The sequence below is a fragment of the Acinetobacter sp. TYF_19 genome (genome assembly GCF_043105125.1).
GTDB classification, from domain to species: Bacteria; Pseudomonadota; Gammaproteobacteria; order Pseudomonadales; family Moraxellaceae; genus Acinetobacter; species Acinetobacter johnsonii.
Genome location: NZ_JBICLH010000080.1, coordinates 1 through 16,856 on the forward strand (window position 1 = coordinate 1; position 16,856 = coordinate 16,856).

At 40.1% G+C, this 16,856-nt stretch carries 14 protein-coding genes, 1 rRNA gene and 1 riboswitch; of the genes, 9 read left to right on the forward strand and 6 right to left on the reverse strand.

Features of this window, described 5'->3' with window-relative positions:
- Nucleotides 1-221: 221 nt before the first annotated feature.
- Nucleotides 222-336, forward strand: a 5S ribosomal RNA gene (gene rrf, locus ACF8FD_RS11665).
- 177 nt (nucleotides 337-513) lie between these two features.
- Here the strand turns inward: rrf and ACF8FD_RS11670 are convergent.
- The 5 genes from ACF8FD_RS11670 to ACF8FD_RS11690 form a co-directional block, all read right to left on the reverse strand.
- On the reverse strand, nucleotides 514-1,074 hold the full coding sequence (locus tag ACF8FD_RS11670) for a lytic transglycosylase domain-containing protein (RefSeq protein ID WP_005399395.1): 561 nt from the start codon (nucleotides 1,072-1,074) through the stop codon (nucleotides 514-516).
- Nucleotides 1,075-1,790: 716 nt separating this feature from the next.
- Complete coding sequence (locus ACF8FD_RS11675) at nucleotides 1,791-2,990, reverse strand: acyl-CoA dehydrogenase family protein (protein ID WP_058869654.1); 1,200 nt, start codon at nucleotides 2,988-2,990, stop codon at nucleotides 1,791-1,793.
- A gap of 17 nt (nucleotides 2,991-3,007) precedes the next feature.
- Nucleotides 3,008-4,294, reverse strand: a complete 1,287-nt coding sequence (locus ACF8FD_RS11680) for an acyl-CoA dehydrogenase family protein (protein ID WP_171428566.1) — start codon at nucleotides 4,292-4,294, stop codon at nucleotides 3,008-3,010.
- A gap of 231 nt (nucleotides 4,295-4,525) precedes the next feature.
- Nucleotides 4,526-5,899 (reverse strand): AarF/ABC1/UbiB kinase family protein, encoded by a 1,374-nt coding sequence (locus ACF8FD_RS11685; protein WP_205666685.1) that lies wholly within the window; start codon nucleotides 5,897-5,899, stop codon nucleotides 4,526-4,528.
- A 157-nt stretch (nucleotides 5,900-6,056) separates the two neighbouring features.
- On the reverse strand, nucleotides 6,057-6,362 hold the full coding sequence (locus ACF8FD_RS11690) for a hypothetical protein (protein ID WP_234304974.1): 306 nt from the start codon (nucleotides 6,360-6,362) through the stop codon (nucleotides 6,057-6,059).
- Between the two features lie 193 nt (nucleotides 6,363-6,555).
- Between ACF8FD_RS11690 and ACF8FD_RS11695 the strand changes: the two genes are divergently transcribed.
- From ACF8FD_RS11695 to ACF8FD_RS11730, 8 genes are all read left to right on the forward strand, one after another.
- Nucleotides 6,556-6,978 carry a DUF1311 domain-containing protein gene (locus tag ACF8FD_RS11695; protein ID WP_279679097.1) on the forward strand — a complete coding sequence of 141 codons (423 nt, stop codon included), beginning with the start codon at nucleotides 6,556-6,558 and terminating at the stop codon, nucleotides 6,976-6,978.
- 105 nt (nucleotides 6,979-7,083) lie between these two features.
- The gene (prmB, locus tag ACF8FD_RS11700; RefSeq protein ID WP_026056415.1) at nucleotides 7,084-8,094 is read left to right on the forward strand and encodes a 50S ribosomal protein L3 N(5)-glutamine methyltransferase; all 1,011 of its coding nucleotides are present in this window, start codon (nucleotides 7,084-7,086) and stop codon (nucleotides 8,092-8,094) included.
- Between the two features lie 15 nt (nucleotides 8,095-8,109).
- Nucleotides 8,110-9,201: a chorismate synthase gene (gene aroC / locus ACF8FD_RS11705; RefSeq protein ID WP_125273806.1), complete on the forward strand. Its 1,092-nt coding sequence runs from the start codon at nucleotides 8,110-8,112 to the stop codon at nucleotides 9,199-9,201.
- Between the two features lie 183 nt (nucleotides 9,202-9,384).
- On the forward strand, nucleotides 9,385-10,203 hold the full coding sequence (locus ACF8FD_RS11710; RefSeq protein WP_234304972.1) for a hypothetical protein: 819 nt from the start codon (nucleotides 9,385-9,387) through the stop codon (nucleotides 10,201-10,203).
- Nucleotides 10,204-10,432: 229 nt separating this feature from the next.
- A riboswitch (glycine riboswitch) is annotated at nucleotides 10,433-10,519 on the forward strand.
- Nucleotides 10,520-10,651: 132 nt separating this feature from the next.
- Complete coding sequence (locus tag ACF8FD_RS11715; protein ID WP_234304971.1) at nucleotides 10,652-11,896, forward strand: D-amino acid dehydrogenase; 1,245 nt, start codon at nucleotides 10,652-10,654, stop codon at nucleotides 11,894-11,896.
- Nucleotides 11,897-12,077: 181 nt separating this feature from the next.
- Nucleotides 12,078-12,305: a hypothetical protein gene (locus tag ACF8FD_RS11720; protein WP_058869647.1), complete on the forward strand. Its 228-nt coding sequence runs from the start codon at nucleotides 12,078-12,080 to the stop codon at nucleotides 12,303-12,305.
- A 442-nt stretch (nucleotides 12,306-12,747) separates the two neighbouring features.
- Entirely contained in the window at nucleotides 12,748-13,971 is a 1,224-nt protein-coding gene (locus ACF8FD_RS11725) for a diguanylate cyclase (protein ID WP_234304970.1), read from the forward strand.
- Between the two features lie 54 nt (nucleotides 13,972-14,025).
- The gene (locus tag ACF8FD_RS11730; RefSeq protein WP_234304969.1) at nucleotides 14,026-15,516 is read left to right on the forward strand and encodes an amidase; all 1,491 of its coding nucleotides are present in this window, start codon (nucleotides 14,026-14,028) and stop codon (nucleotides 15,514-15,516) included.
- A gap of 55 nt (nucleotides 15,517-15,571) precedes the next feature.
- Here ACF8FD_RS11730 and ACF8FD_RS11735 read toward each other — a convergent pair whose 3' ends face one another.
- A complete protein-coding gene (locus tag ACF8FD_RS11735) occupies nucleotides 15,572-16,726 on the reverse strand; it encodes an MFS transporter (RefSeq protein WP_234304968.1) in 1,155 nt (384 codons plus the stop codon).
- Nucleotides 16,727-16,856: the final 130 nt, after the last annotated feature.

A 16,856-nucleotide genomic window follows, 5' to 3' on the forward strand; every position in this document is an offset into this window, starting at 1 on the left:
TGTGAAGCTGACCAATACTAATTGCTCGTGAGGCTTGACTATACAACACCCAAACAGTTGGTGTTGTGGTTCAAATCACTGCAAACAACTTGATTTAGTTATAAAGCTAAGTACAATGTGCAAATTAAATTAACTCAGATATTCTGTTAATAACTCATTTGATGAAAGTTAGGCATACACGCTGTGTAAATAAGACCAAACGAATAGTCATAAACAGTTGTGCTGGCGACAATAGCAAGAGTGAACCACCTGATCCCTTCCCGAACTCAGAAGTGAAACCTCTTAGCGCTGATGGTAGTGTGGAGTTATCCATGTGAGAGTAAGTCATCGCCAGCTCATTAATTCTAAATCCCCCTAACTCAAATGAGATAGGGGGATTTTTTTATGCAAGGAAGGTTGAATAATGTTAGATAATAAAAAAAGAGATAGAGAACGAGTGAAATAGCTTATCTATAAGGGCATAAATGGTAAAAAGCCAGCATTTTCTGGTTTTTATGTCTTATTTAAAAGAGGTTATAGAGCATCTTTTAAGTTTTCTTGATGTGCTTTAACCTGTTTGGCATATTTCTTACCTTGACGCTTCATCTTCCAGCTGGAATGGTAGCCTGTTGGACCGACATTATAATAAGCCAAAGCTTTGGGCCAACTTTCTGCTTTTTGGTTATAGTTAGCGAGAATATAGGTGCCACAATTAATATTATTAATCTCTTCAAATAAATCGCCAGGGCAGGTTTGTTGCCAATAGCGTGGAATAACTTGAGTAAGTCCAATAGCACCAGCAGGGGAAACAGCATAATTTCTATAGCTAGACTCTTGTCTTATGACGGCTGCAACTAGTAATGGATCGACATTATAGCGATCGGCACTTTGTACAATCATGGGTGCAATACGTAGTGCTGTATTGGGCTCAACAGCGTATGCCTTTTGAATGCCATTGGCTAATTTTGCTGAACGCTTTTCAACCGAACCGCCACCTAGTGATGCACAACCAGTAAATATTAAAGTTATTGTTAAAATTAAAACAGATTTAGCTTTAATATGAGATGTTGGCAAGTATCGTTGATAATTCAGCAAACTGTATATCCATTGGTATAATGTCTGAGAAGATCATATTGAGCTGTGCAATTACAGTCAAGTTGAGACAGAAGGTACTATTTTATGGTTTTGTTAAATCCGTACTTTATTTAAGCGAAATAGATGTGATTAATCAAAAGTCTATATTTTTATGCGGTGAGTAGAACCACTTGCAAAGACAGTTTTGTCACATAAATACAGAGTATTTAAATTTACCATACCTGATCGTATGGACCAGTCAAAGAAATTCCTCTTGCTTATAATAAATAGCCTAAGTAGCTTCTAGGCATCTAAATTTGTAAGACTGGCTATTCTCCAAATATTAGGGTGGAAATTAGGAAGATGTAAGACCTAATGTAAAGACATGACTGACGCTGATAAAAAACTTTTAAATTTCAAAAAAGAGTGATTTACACGCAACAGAAAACAGCATCGGCTATTTTTTTATGATGATAATTATTAATACTATTAAAAAAAATAGAGTGAGGGTGCATATATAATTAAAAGCATTTATGTATTATTAAGCATGTTAAATAAATTTAAACTCACATGATTGTGATACGTTTTTTTGAAGCGCAATAAATAAGTTTAGGCGTTGTTAGATAGCATGAATTTGAGTCTAGTGATTTCTTATTTCATAGTACTTTCAATGTGAAGCCATAATTCTTTATTTAGAGAAACCATAGCTTCAACATATCCGAATGGGACGTTTTATATTATTTCAATTCGCTCGATGACTTTCCTAATTCACGGCGTGCGATAATGAGTTGCTGAATTTGTTGCGTTCCTTCAAAAATATCTAGAATTTTAGAATCTCTTGCCCATTTTTCCAAAAGCTCATCTTCGTTGTAGCCGACAGTTGAAGCAAGTTCGACGCACTTAAGGGTAATTTCATTACAAATTCGACCAGCTTTAGCTTTGGAGATGGAAGCTTCTTTTGAGTTCGGTTTCTTGTTATCTGCCATCCATGCGGCTTTTAAGATCAGTAAACGAGCCGCTTCCCATTCGGCTTCCATACGATAAATTTGGCTTGCAATATGAGTCGTTTGTAAGTATGGGGTTATATATTGAGGATCCAAACAATCGCTGAAGATCTCTTTAATGCGTTCTAGTGAGGCCTTGGCACAGCCTATAGCCATCGCTGCAACGAGCGGACGAGTATTATCAAAAGTTTCCATCACGCCAGCAAAGCCTTTAGCAATATTAATTTCCGCATTTCCCAGTAGGTTATTAGCTGGCACTCGGCAGTCGATTAAACGAATAACTGCGGTATCAGAGGCTTTGATTCCTAGCTTATGTTCTAAACGTTCCACTGTCATGCCAGCAGTTCCTTTAGGAATTACAAAAGATTTGATCGCTGAACGGCCTAATTTTTTATCCAGCGTTGCCCAAACGACGATAGCGTCAGCACGCTCTCCTGAAGTCACGAAAATCTTTTCACCGTTTAAGATGTAATCTTCACCATCTTTGACTGCTGTGGTGCGAATAGCGGCAGAGTCCGAACCACAGTTTGGTTCAGTGATTGCCATGGCTGCCCATGTGTTTTTGAAACGCTCTAACTGCTCTTCATTGGCAACAGCTGCAATTGCTGAGTTTCCAAGCCCTTGGCGGGGCATTGATAGAAGTAAAGCGGTATCTCCATAACACATTTCAATTACACTTAAAGCGGTAGAGAGATTCACTCCATTTTTATTGCCTTGTTCATTTGTACCTCGCTTGCCGACAGCAGCCCCCGCATTCATACCTTCACCACCCTCATTCATACCATCGACTAAAGATGCCAGCATATCCAGTTCTTTAGGGTAGCTGTGTTCAGCTTTATCGTATTTTCTAGAGATAGGACGAAGTACATTGATGGCCACTTGGTGGGCTTGATCAATCAGTAATTTAAATTTTTTAGGGTTTTGTAAATTCATGCCAGTTTTCCTTTTTATTATGCATGTAGACCAGAGTGAACAATCGCTGTTGCACGTAAATCACGATACCAACGCTCAACAGGATGTTCTTTGGTGAATCCGTGCCCACCTAAAATCTGTACACCATCGGTGCCAATTTTCATGGCTTTTTCGGCACAAAGTAAACGTGCTAAATAGGCTTCACGGTGAAATGTCTGCCCAGATTCAGCTAGACTTGCGGCATTTAGAATGAGCATACGCATGGCATCAATTTCGATGGCCATATCGGCAATCATAAAAGCAACACTTTGACGGTGAGAAATTGGTTCACCAAAGGCGGTACGTTCATTGGCATATTCAATACAATATTTTTTGACCGCTTCACATGTGCCGACCGCCATTGCACACCACATTAAATTGCCGAGGTCTAAAAATGCCGTGTAGTTGAAATCTTCATCACCTAAGCGTAAAGCAGGGGTTTGATTAAAAATTAAAGTTGCTGTTTCGGTTGCTTTGAGCCCCATAGCGGGAGATTTTTTAAACTGAATACTTTCATCCCGTCTGAGAATAAAAACTTCAGCTTGGCCATTAAGTTCGGCACTGACAAGGAAAATATCTGCACTTTCAGCCAATAGTACAAGTGTCTTTTCACCTTGAATAAAATACTGGCCAGCACGTGAAATGGCTTTGGTTTTTAACTGGTAAGGATTAAAAGCAGGCGTAGCTTCTTGAATTGCAAAGCTAGCGCGAATGCTACTGTCTTGCGCAAAACTGTTTAAATATAAAGCTTGTACTTGCTCAGAACCCCATTGTGTAACGGCATTAATCACACTAAAGGTAGAGAGCATACCAGCGGCTAAACTAAAATCACCTTTGGCCAAATGCTCCGCAATAAGCACATTACTCAGAATATTTTTCTCAGCAGCGACACCACCGTGTGCCTCAGGCAAAGCATAAAAGTTCAGACCTAGCTCTTCGATATATTGCCAAAGTTCTGTTGGAAAAGTTTCATTTTGATCGGCACTTGCAGCTAATGGGTAAAGTATATCAGCGGCAAACTGAGACATGGTGTCGATGGTCATTTGCTGATCTTCAGAATAGCTCAGATCAAACAATGATTTTTCTTGATTATTGAGTCGCTGTTTATGCAGATCCTTATTGGCTTTAAAGGCTTTTTGTGTTTTTGATAAAGTCTTATAGCCCGCTTTTGAGCCTTGATATAGCGATTTCTCCACAAATTTTCTAAGTTTTAATTGGTCAAGTACGTCGCTACTTGCCATTTTTGTGATCAGTGATAAGCCAAATCCCTGCGCCTTATTTACCATATTTGTCATTATTTTCATCCAGCAGAATTATTCTGTGGTTGTATGCTGACATAGCGGCACACGAATAACTATGTCATCGCTGACATGATGTATTGTCAAAGATAAACGGTAGGTTGTATGCTTTAAATTTCTCTAATCTTTTGTTTTTAAATATTTTTGTTGAATCGTTAGAAATTAAATTTATTGATCAATTGACCAAAATGACATCGCGTCATTTTGGTCAATGAGCCTTTAGATAAACTTTTTCACCATTGCACGAATATTGGTTTTCGCTTCAATCACAGTCATAAAGGTATAAGCACCGATGAATTTACGGCTGATAAACATAAATTCTTTCGGTGGCACACTGAAATAGCGAGAAGCCATCGACTTAGAAGCTTGTTGCATTACACGGCTATGAAGCTGGCTTGCTTTCCAGTCATAAGCAAAGTGTTCATCCATAACACCAGCAGGTAAGTCTGGGTTGTTGCTTGGACTGCTGAATGCTTCAGTTGCAAGTAAGAAAACTTTAGCCATATCCGGTTTAATGCTTTGAGGGATAGAGTCGAAAAACTCATAGCCTGTCATTGCTTGAACCATTTCTTCACTACTATGATTAAACCCAGCATGAATGAGCTTACGTGCAACGCCAAGTAAATGTTCATCAAACTGTCGTATTGCGCCGAAATCAAGCAGAACGATTTTGTCCAAGATGTCATTGCCATTGCCTAAGCGAACGAGGTAATTACCAAAGTTCGGGTCGGTCTGCATTTCACCCCATTCAAAAATCTCGCGTACCGCAATTTCAAGTGATGCTTCGCCAAGTTTGTTGCGACGTTCTTGCGGCAGAGACAGCATGACAGGGCTGTTAATCGGCACGCCACGTTCAAATGTCATACACAATACTTGGTCTGTGCAGTAGCCATCTATAATTTGTGGCACGATGTAGCGAGGGTCTTCTTTTAAGCGAGCAGCAAAGCGGCGTGTGGTTGCAGCCTCAATTTTATAATTCACTTCACGGTGCATCATCTCACGAACTTCATCGAACCATTGGTCGAACTCGCGTGTTTGCGGAACCATTCGTGTCAGTTTAAGCATGTTTTTGAATAGACTCATGTCTGAGTCAATGGCTTCAGCAACGCCTGGATATTGAATTTTCAATACCATCTCTAAACCATCAGACTTACGCGTTGCACGGTGGACTTGTGCCAGTGATGCAGTGCCCAGTGGCTCATGATCGATGGTCAAATCATCTAGCTTAGAACCCAATTGGCTGTGTAGTTGCTGTTTAATCGCAGGCCACGCTAAAGCGACCGTTTGATTATTTAACGTATTTAAGGCTTGCGTGATTTCTTCAGGTAGAAAGTGTTCACCATAAAGCGCCATCATTTGGCCAATTTTGACGATAGAACCTTTAAGTTTGCCTATTTCAGAAACAAGATAATCGGCCTGTTCTTTCATTGCTTTTTTGCGTTTCTTTTCTTTTTCTTCTTCGCTAGAAAACATAGTTGTCGCATTAGACGCAGCCCAACGTGTTCCAGCAAGCAACGAAGCTTTGGCAATCGATAAACGACGATCCATAGAGGAGGTTTTCAGTTGTTTAAGCTTATCGTTGTGATCTGACATAATTCAGTAAAATCCTTTCATCAGCAAGGGCAGCATTTTAGATTGTAACGGATAATATCGTGTATTCACGTATTAAAAAAGTTCAACTTGCTGAATCTCGAGTTAAAAAAGGCCATAAGTGTTAAGCAACCATCTAAATAAAGCCTAATCGGGATTGTTACATGCGAAATTTTACTTTAAGCATATTTTTCTGAATCAATTCATCTTTATGCATTTGTATGTGTTGGAGGATCATTTCTTGTACCGGTTGGTGCATAAATCCATGTGCATAACCTTTAACAATGATGATGCTCGGTAGGCTAAAAAAGAAGTATCGAGCATCTTCAATGGTTGCACATTCATAGATCCCTTGCTGCTGTAACAGCTGCTGAAAAAAAGCTTTTTCAGTGTCGACATGATTGTTTTCGGTGTCATTCCAATAGCGTTCACGCATCGCCATTAAGTTGTTGTGTTTATAACTCATAAGTTTGGAGAATATTGGCAGAAGAACTCACTTTATAATAAGGCTGTTTGATCAGGTTTCAATGCAAAGCCTGTGAGTTCATGTAAAAAGCTGTGTGGTGGAAATTTTATAGAGGGCTAGTATGTTCATACAAAATAGGATGTTATATTAAAGCGCTGCAGCACGTAGATGTTGTGAATGACTAGATTAAAAAATGAATGAAGAAAATTTGCTTTGGGGAAAGGAATTGAAACAGATATTCAGTACGTTGCTTGTTGTGGGGTTATTCAGTGGTTCAGCCTATGCAATGGGCCCAACTAAAAAATATGAAGCATGCATGAAGCAAACTGGCAATGTGTTGAGTGAAATTGATGCATGCATGAGTAAAGAATATAAAGCACAAAAGAAACGCTTAAAGAAAGTATTTAAGCCGTATTTAGCGAAGGCTCCTGTAGAAGAGCAAGGATTGGTTAAACAGTCTCATCAGCAATGGCTAGTGCAGCGTGATCAGATTTGTAATAACAAACCTATCGTGAAAAATGAAAAGACTGAATTACAGCGTATTTCGTGTCTGATGCAAATGACACAAACCCGTGCAGATATGTACGAAGCACGTACAGGCCGTATCAGCAAATAAGAGCAAAGCGTATGAAAATGTGTTTGCTGTGCATCAAAACATTATAAATCATAGAAAAACAGGGTATCATAAGGCGTTTTTATTATGACCTTGGAGACGCCTTTAGTGGATCGCCCGACTATTAGCCCTGAACATATACAGGAAGCCGCTGAAAACTTAAGCACAATTCGTGATTTTATCCGTTTTGGAGTGACAGCATTACGTCAATACGATGCACATTTAGGTCAAGGTACAGAAGACTATTTTGCTGAAAGTTCAGCTTTGGTTTTACAAACTTTATCTTTAGATTGGAATGCAGATGCTGAAATCTTAGAGTCGAAGTTACTGCCAAGCGAAAAGGCAGAAGTTTTAAGCTTATTAGAACGTCGTATTAATGAAAAAGTACCGACTTCATATTTGCTTAATTTGGCATATTTTGATGGCAAGCCATATTATGTCGATGAACGTGTACTGATTCCACGTTCTCCGATTGCAGAATTGATTCAAAACCGTTTTGCACCTTATTGCTTAGGTGAAAATGGCCAAATGGGTGAAGCAGTCAATAACTTGCCAGAAAACCCGAATCCAAAAACGCCACAACGTATTTTAGATATGTGTACGGGCTCAGGTTGTATCGCAATTGCTTTGGCTTATGCGTACCCAGATGCCGAAGTAGATGCAACAGATATTTCTAAAGAAGCTTTAGAAGTAGCTCAAATTAACTCAGAACACCACGACAAACAGTATCAAGTGGCTTTACTTGAGTCTGACTTGTTCTCCAAAATTCCTGCTGAAAATCAATACGATCTTATCGTGTCGAATCCCCCTTATGTGGATGCTGAAGACATGGCAGATTTACCTGAAGAATTCCATCATGAGCCAGAATTGGCACTGGCGGCAGGTCAGGATGGCTTAGATTTGGTTCGTAAAATGTTAGCTCAAGCGCCAGATTACTTAACTGAAGATGGTCTCATCGTGATTGAAGTGGGTAATTCTGAATGGGCAATGCGCCAAAACTTTAATACCGTTGATTTTTACTGGTTACAGTTCCAAAAAGGCGGTACAGGAATCTTTGCATTGACTGCGGCTCAATGCCGTCAATTCCGTGATTTATTCATTCAATCTGTTCAAGCATAAAAGGAGTCGTTAGACATGGCAGGTAATAGTATAGGGCAACTCTTCCGTGTAACGACTTGTGGTGAATCTCATGGTGTAGGCTTAATGGCGATTGTGGATGGTGTTCCACCGGGCCTCGAGCTTACAGCAGACGATTTACAAAAAGATTTAGACCGTCGTAAGCCAGGCACATCTAAATTTGCGACACAGCGCAAAGAACCTGATGAAGTTGAAATCATTTCAGGTGTGTTTGAAGGTAAAACGACTGGAACTTCAATTGGTTTACTCATTCGTAATACCGACCAAAAATCGAAAGACTACGGTAACATTGCACAAAGCTTCCGTCCGGGACATGCAGACTATACTTATACACAAAAGTACGGTTTTCGCGATTATCGTGGCGGTGGTCGTTCAAGTGCGCGTGAAACGGCTATGCGTGTGGCTGCGGGTGCAATTGCGAAAAAATACTTGGCTGAAAAGTTTGGTATTTTAATTCGCGGTCATGTGACCCAAATTGGGACTGAAATTGCGGAAAAATTGGATTGGAATGAAGTACCTAATAATCCATTCTTCTGTGGCGATGTCGATGCCGTACCACGCTTTGAAGCCCTTGTGACTTCATTGCGTGAACAAGGTACCAGTTGCGGTGCAAAGCTTGAAATTTTGGCTGAAAAAGTGCCAGTAGGTTGGGGTGAGCCTGTTTTTGACCGTCTAGATGCTGACATTGCCCATGCCATGATGTCTATTAATGCGGTCAAAGGGGTTGAAATTGGTGATGGTTTTGCCGTTGCAGGTCAGTTTGGACATGAAAGCCGTGATGAGTTAACCACTGATGGCTTCCTTGCGAACCATGCAGGGGGTATCTTGGGCGGTATTTCGAGTGGTCAAACTATTCGTGTTGCAATTGCGCTTAAACCAACAGCATCTATTACCACACCGGGTAAAACGATCAATATTAATCGTGAAGATACTGACGTATTAACTAAAGGTCGTCATGACCCTTGTGTGGGTGTGCGTGCGGCTCCGATTGCAGAAGCAATGCTTGCGATTGTTTTAATGGATCACTTTCTGCGTCATCGTGCTCAAAATGCAGATGTCGTTGCACCATTTGCACCGATTGAATACTAGAAAATTCTCTTTATATTTAAGAGAGTACATATTAAAGTCAGACTTCGGTCTGACTTTTTATTTGCGTATGAGAGCTAATCTTATTAGATGCCAATGTAGGCTAAATGTTGATGAATCTTCATTTGGTCTTACTGAGTAAGAAAATTTAGAGAGTTCATTTTTAAAAGAAAAAAGAAGGGGCGCATGAATAAAAAAATAAGCACAGCCAGACGAGGCACCATTATATTTTTATCATTACTCACAGTTTTGGTTATTTCATTGTTGATATACGGCTATGACAGGATGCATGACCCTGAAAAAGTCAAAGCGCACTTATATGCTTGTGGAAAATTTGGTGATCGGCACATGCTCATTGATAAGCAGTATTTACATTATGGCAGAGTGACTTATCAAGGTGTGAATTATTGGGGGAAAAATATAAAAGAAGAACACGAGGCCAAAGGTTGTGATGATCAAATTCAAAGTATTGATTTGAAAGTGAAATGGCCTGAAATGACAGCATCTAGAGAAGGCTTTAGACTAGGGTCTGAGTTTAAAAATGATATCACAATCGCACTAAACCAACGCTCAGTTTGGAAAGAGGAGCAGGGAAGTAAAGATTTTTTTAATGAGTTTTTGCTTTTAAAACTATACTTAAGAAAAGGAATGTCTTCTGGTGGAGAAGAGGTAAGTGAAGTATGGATAGATGAAACAAAAACATTTAATTCAGATTTGGGACTCTACGAAATAGAGGTAAAAAGTGATGATGGTGTTGGAAAAAAGGTGTATTGGCAGGAGCGTAAAGGTAAAGGGGTAAGCCTAACCATTAAGTGTCTTTATTTTAAGGATGGGGCAACAAGTTGTGAATTTAATACACATCAGCCCAATTATGGGTTTAATACGAGTTATATCACTATAAAATTTCATAGTGAGTTACTACCGCATTGGCAAGAAATTTATCAAGATGCAGAACAACTCATTCATTCTTTTAATACAGGAGAGAAACAGAATGAAGCATCTTAAGATGTATAAATCATCACTATTAAAAATGTTTAGATGACCTCAGCATAGCTCAGATGTGCGCGATAGATATGTCCTATTTTAAAGCAGTAACAGCGCAATTTTGATCAGTATAGTGCAACGCTTGCCCTAAGCTGAGGTTGTGCTCTATAAAAATAAACGAAAGATAATACTTTAAGAGCAGTTTCCAACCGGATGATTACATGGTATATAAATTGCTCATAGAATAATAAGCATTATTGCAGGAGAGAAATGTTCTGCATTCGCCGAAGGAGCAACGACCCCGGAAACTCTCAGGCAAAAGGACTGTAATAATGAAAAAACTCTGGAGAGAAGTGTTCAATCACTCACCGAAGGGGATGGTTTAAAATATCATGGGATGTTTTAGGTCGAAGCTCTCAGGTACACATGACAGATGGGGTTGACATCAAACAATAAAAAGGAGGTGTCTATGTGTCATGTCGTTGTCATTGGTGCTGGAATTACAGGCGTAACTACTGCATATGAATTAAGTCAATTGGGTTATCAAGTGACCGTTGTTGATCGTCATTTATTTCCAGCCATGGAAACTTCTTTTGCAAATGGTGGACAACTGTCTGCATGTAATGCGGAAGTTTGGAACCAAAAATCGACAGTGCTGAAAGGCATGAAATGGATGTCTCAAAAAACTGCTCCTTTATTACTCAATCCTGCGTTTAGTGTGCATAAATATGCATGGCTAATGGAATTTCTGGGCAATATTAAACATTATGAGGCCAATACCCACGAAACAGTACGTTTGGCTTTATTAGCTCGTCAGCGCTTGTTCGAAATTGCGGATAAAGAGTCAATCGATTTCAATTTGGAAAAACGTGGCATTTTACATTTTTATCATAATAAACAAGATTATGACGTTGCCATTCGAGTTAATGATTTACTCAATAAAGGTGGACTTGAACGTTCTGGCGTGTCCAACGAAGAAATTAAGCAAATTGAGCCGACACTGACCGGCGACTATTATGCTGGATTCTATTGTGAAGGCGATGCGACGGGTGATATTCATAAGTACACCACAGGTTTGGCGGAAGTCACCAAAAAATTAGGTGTGAAGTATCTTTTTGGTATGGATGTGACAGATATTCAGCATTTAAGCTCAGGTGTTGAAGTAAAGTTACAACCCAGTTCAGAAAATGTAGAACTTGCGCCAGATGAAGTTGAAATGCTCGCTGCCGATGCTGTTGTGGTTTGTGCAGGGGTAGGTAGTTATCAATTGGCTGAATTGGTCCAAGAACGCGTCAATGTTTATCCTGTAAAGGGATATTCGATTACCGTGATGTTGAATGATGAAGAGAGTCAGCAAAATGCGCCGTGGGTGAGTTTGCTGGATGAAAGCGCGAAGATTGTAACTTCACGTTTAGGTAAAGATCGTTTCCGTGTTGCGGGTACTGCTGAGTTTAATGGCTATAACCGTGATATCCGTGCAGATCGGATACAACCTCTTGTAGACTGGACCAACCGCAACTTTAAAGTTTCGACAGAGCATGCGGTCCCTTGGGCAGGTCTTCGCCCGATGATGCCGAATATGATGCCTGTAGTTCGCCGTGGAAAGTTAGAACGTGTGTTCTTTAATACGGGACATGGGCACTTAGGTTGGACGCTATCTGCGGCAACTGCGGCAATGATTAGTCAGGAAGTCGCGACAGCGTATCCTGTTTAATTCGAGTGCATTCTTAGATAGATAAAAACAAGCTTGCTTCGAGCTTGTTTTATCATTTTTGTGCAATGATGCTATAATTCTGCCTTAATTTCAAAAGATTGCTCACAAACGAATACTTTAAACTTGGGCAAAAATAAGTAGTATTGTTTCAAGCAATTGATGACTAATGTGAAGGTGAATAATGATTAACATGAAAATGGCTTTGGTGGTTTTAGCTTCTGCAACGATGCTGTCGCTTGCTGCGTGTAGTGACAAAAAACAAGAGACTGAACAAACGCCAGTGGAAAGTTCAGCAACTGAAACACCAGTGACCAATATTGAAGTTAGTCCAGAGATGATTGATGCTGCACCTTTAGAGTCTGAAGAAGCAGGTGCATCAGCACCAGCGGCAGCGTCTGAAGCGAAATAAGTCCAAAGATCAAAAAGCCTCCCAATGTGGAGGCTTTTTTTATGGATTAGAGTGATATCGGCATTTAATCGTAAATATTTAGATTCAGGATATAAATCAAAAAATCATATTGAAACCATAACGAACAATCGATAGAGTTTATTTAGTAAATATTGTCAATCTGTGATGATTTTCATCAATGCATCGTTTGCAAGCAAATGGACAGTAGAAAACATGATGTTTAATCATAACTCATGTAAAAATGAGGGAATATTTTGTACGCAGTTAAGCTCACAGAAGTATCGTTGAATTTTAAACAGCATGGCCGAGCATGTTTGATTTTTGTCTGCTGTTTGCTTGGGATATTCACTCGACCGATTGCATATTTCGCTTATTTTTGGCCAGCTAATGCCGTACTGATCGGCTTATTTTTACGGTTTAAGCCACTCAGAAATGTCGGTGGTTGGGCGCATTTATTGGTTATATGTCGGCAGACTTAGTCACAGGGAATCATCTTGAGCTGACGTTGGCTTTAACGATCGCCAATTTTATGACAGTAGGCGTTTCGTTATTTTTTATCCATTATTTACAAATTGACTATCGTGCATATAACAAAGGTTTAAATTTTCTTTATCTTTTCTTGGTTTGTGTTTTTCTTGGGTGTTTTTCCAGCGCGATATTTGCCGTTGCGGTCGTTCCGTATATGCCATACACCTTTATGAGCACGCAAGACCTTTGGGCTGAGTTTTATATTTGGTGGACAGGGGAAGTTCTCAATTGTATTTCACTTTTACCCCTCATGTTGACCTTTCCTGCAGCGAAGAAATTAAAGTATCTTTGGAATAACCGTAGACAGTGGGAAACCCAGTTTGTCGATGTTTTACCCTTACTCTCAGTTTTAATTTCTGTGGCATGTACTCATCTGTTCTTTGGTCCTGGTGCCTTACTTTTCCCTTTAGCAGGGCTGATTTGGGCGGCGTTGAGTTATAACTTATTTTATGTGAGTATCATTAACAGTTTGGTTTGTTTTGTGACGTATCATAGTTTAACGACTTATTATATTTCACGTACAGCAGACAACTTCTTGGCCACTTCTATTTCTGTGCGTATAGGGCTGTGCATGTTGATGATTGCACCTTTGCTTTTATGTATTGTGAGTCGTAATCGTCATGATCTGTATAAAGAAGTGCTCTATCTGGCCAACCATGATCCCTTAACTCATGTGGGAAATCGCCGTTTTTTCTTCACTCAAACTGAAAACTTATTGAAGGAAAATTTGGTTAAATCGCTGAGTATCATTGTGCTGGATATTGATCACTTTAAGAAAATGAACGATCAATATGGTCACTATATTGGTGATGTATTGCTACAAAGCTTTGCCACGACGGTAAAAAGTAATTTACGTGAGCAGGATTTATTTGCACGTATGGGCGGTGAAGAATTTGTGGTGGTGCTAAATAATACCACTGAAATTGAATCACAAATCATTGCAGAACGTATCTGCCGTGCTGTCGCTACTTCAAAAACCCAAGTTGCACATGCTGTTTTGAGTATGACGGTGAGTCTTGGTGTGGTGCATCAAATTTTACCAACGCAAAATAGTCTACAGAGCTTGTTAAATCGTGCTGATCGGGCGTTATATCAAGCCAAAACTTTAGGACGCAATCAAGTACAACTTGCCTCATAGGTTAAAATTTAGTAAAAGTATAAAACAATAAAAACTATAGATACTTGGATAAAAATGAATTTTTCTGAATACCTTCGTTATGATGGGCTGGGTTTAGCTGAGTTGGTTGCACAAAAACAAATCCATCCCGCTGAATTATTACAAATTGCAATTGAGCGTAGCCAACAAACCAATCCTGCTTTAAATGCGATTATTATTCCTATGCATGATTATGCCAAGAACAGAGCGCAAAATGCATTGTCTGGCCCATTTGCTGGGGTGCCATTTTTAGTAAAGGATTTATTTCAAGAATATGCAGGTTATCCAACATCTTATGGATGCCAAGCATTTAAACGTACGGGCCATATTGCAGAACATAATGCAGAAATTGTAAACCGTTGGGAAAACACAGGCATTTTAACTTTTGGGCGTACCAATACCCCTGAGTTTGGTATCAAAGGCATTACGGAATCAGATGCTTGGGGAGCCTGTCATAATCCTTGGAATTTAAAACATAACAGTGGTGGTTCATCGGGTGGTTCCGCTTCTGCGGTGGCCGCAGGAATTGTCCCGATTGCGGGTGCGGGCGACGGCGGCGGGTCGATTCGAATTCCTGCATCGTATTGCGGTTTATTTGGTTTAAAACCAAGTCGTGGACGTACGCCGTGGGGCCCAGATATGAGTGAAGCAATGCATGGCGCTGCGATACAGCATGTATTGAGTAAAAGTGTAAGAGACAGTGCAGCCATGTTAGATGCAACGCAGGGTGCAGAGCATAGTTCATTGTTTAAAATTGAACTACCCAGCCAAAGCTATTTGGCCTGTCTACAGCAGCCTGTAAAAAAACTTAAAATTGCATTTAGTACTCAGTCGCCTATCGGAACCACAGTGTCTAAAGATGCAATTGATGCTGTACATCATACCGCACGTTTGTTGGAGTCTTTAGGGCATACAGTGGTCGAAGCACAACCTGAGATAGATGGTATGTCTTTGGCCAGAGACTTTATCACGACGTGGTTTAGTCAATTTTCTTATATGTTAGAGCAGATTAAGCAACAGGTTCCGACCACAGCAGGAGATTTTGAGCTGGATTCTTTAGCTTTGGCTGCTTTTGGTGCGAAAACGACTGCGTTAGAATATATTCATAATCTGAATAATTGGGGGGTGTATGTCACCCAAATGAACCAATTCTTTGATCATTATGATCTTTATCTGACTCCTGCTACAGCTTCAGTCGCACCCAAAAATGGGCAAATTTCTACCCCATCATGGCAAAAACCAATTTTAAAAAGTTTATTAAAAGTCGGCAAAGCACATCTGTTGGCACAAGGAAAACTGGTCGATAAAATTGTGAAAGATAATTTGCGTTGGGTGCCTTTTACTCAGCTAGCCAACATCACAGGTTTACCTGCGATGTCTGTACCTTTGTATTGGAATGCTGATAATCTTCCGCTTGGTTCACAGTTCATTGCGCCTTTTGCCCGTGAAGATCGGCTCTTACAGTTGGCTAGTCAGCTTGAACAGGCCCAGCCATGGTTTCATAAATACAGTGAAATCAAAGTTTAGAAAGCTGATTAATGAAACTGCTGCAATTTATGCGGACAGATCAGAAGAGAACTTTTTAAGCTTGAACTTCTTTGGGTAAGTACCGAACAAAACCCAAGCCCAGTAGCACAGCACAGCCTGCCAGAATAAAAATATATTCGCCTGACAGGCTGTGCCAATAATATCCTGCAAGAATACTTCCAGACGCTACACCCAGTCCCCACATGGTGCTATATAAGGCTTGACCGCGTCCTTGTTGTCCTAAACTAAAGTTTTGGAAAATGATACGCATGGCGATGAGATGAAATAAACCAAAGCTAAAGGCATGAATGGTTTGTGCGAAGAACTGGATGGCAAAGATTTGTGGAAAAGAACCGACCATAAACCAGCGTAGCGCCGTGAGGATCAGACAAATAGACACCATGAGTCGCCATGAAAAACGTTTGAAAAAAACGTGAGCAATGGCAAACATAATAATTTCGGCCATGACACCGACAGCCCACAAAAAACCAATTTCTGTGGTTGAGTAACCAGCTTGTTTTAAGAAGTTACTATAAAAACTATAAAAGGGCGCATGAGAAAAAAGCAAAATAAACTCGATACCGAAAAATGCCGCTACAACGGGTTTTTTTAAGATAGGTAACAATGGCTCAAGCTGCCCTTGTGAATGGGGTGCAGTGGTCGGTTCTTTTATGCTAAATGACCAAATAAAGGCTAAAAATGAAATACACAGCAATAAAACTGGCAGCATAGAGATGGGTAAAACTTCTAATAAGGCACCGATACCAAAAACCCCGACAATAAAACCGACAGAGCCCCACTTTCGAACTTTTCCATACAAAGCACTGCGCTGTTCCGCGAGCCAAAATAGAGTAACACCTTCAAACTGAGCCAGAATGGCATTTTGGAAGAAGCTAAAGATCAGCATGAGCAGGGCGATCGCCTGAAAGGAGTTTGGAATGATAAAAATCATGAACCAAATACAGGCTTCCATCCACGTTGCAACTCTGACCAAGAGCATCCGTTTCCCTGATTTATCTGCAATCCAGCCCCAAATAAAAGGAGCAAAAAAACGGGTAATGATCGCAATTGAGGAAAGGATACCGATTTCACTGTAGTTAAAGCCTTGATCTTCGAGATACAGGCTCCAAAACGGCATGAAGGTGCCTACAATGGAATAATAAAAAAAGTAAAAACCAGCCAGTCGGTGCCGAATGGGGAAAGAAAGCATCGTACTGTGTTCCTTGGTTGGGTGGGCAGATTCTGAAGAAGACTTGAACCTAAAACAAAGCTTCAAGTCGATGAAGCTTCGAGAATTTTTAAAATGGATTGTTTAATCATTCTTATTCAGAGTTTAGGGA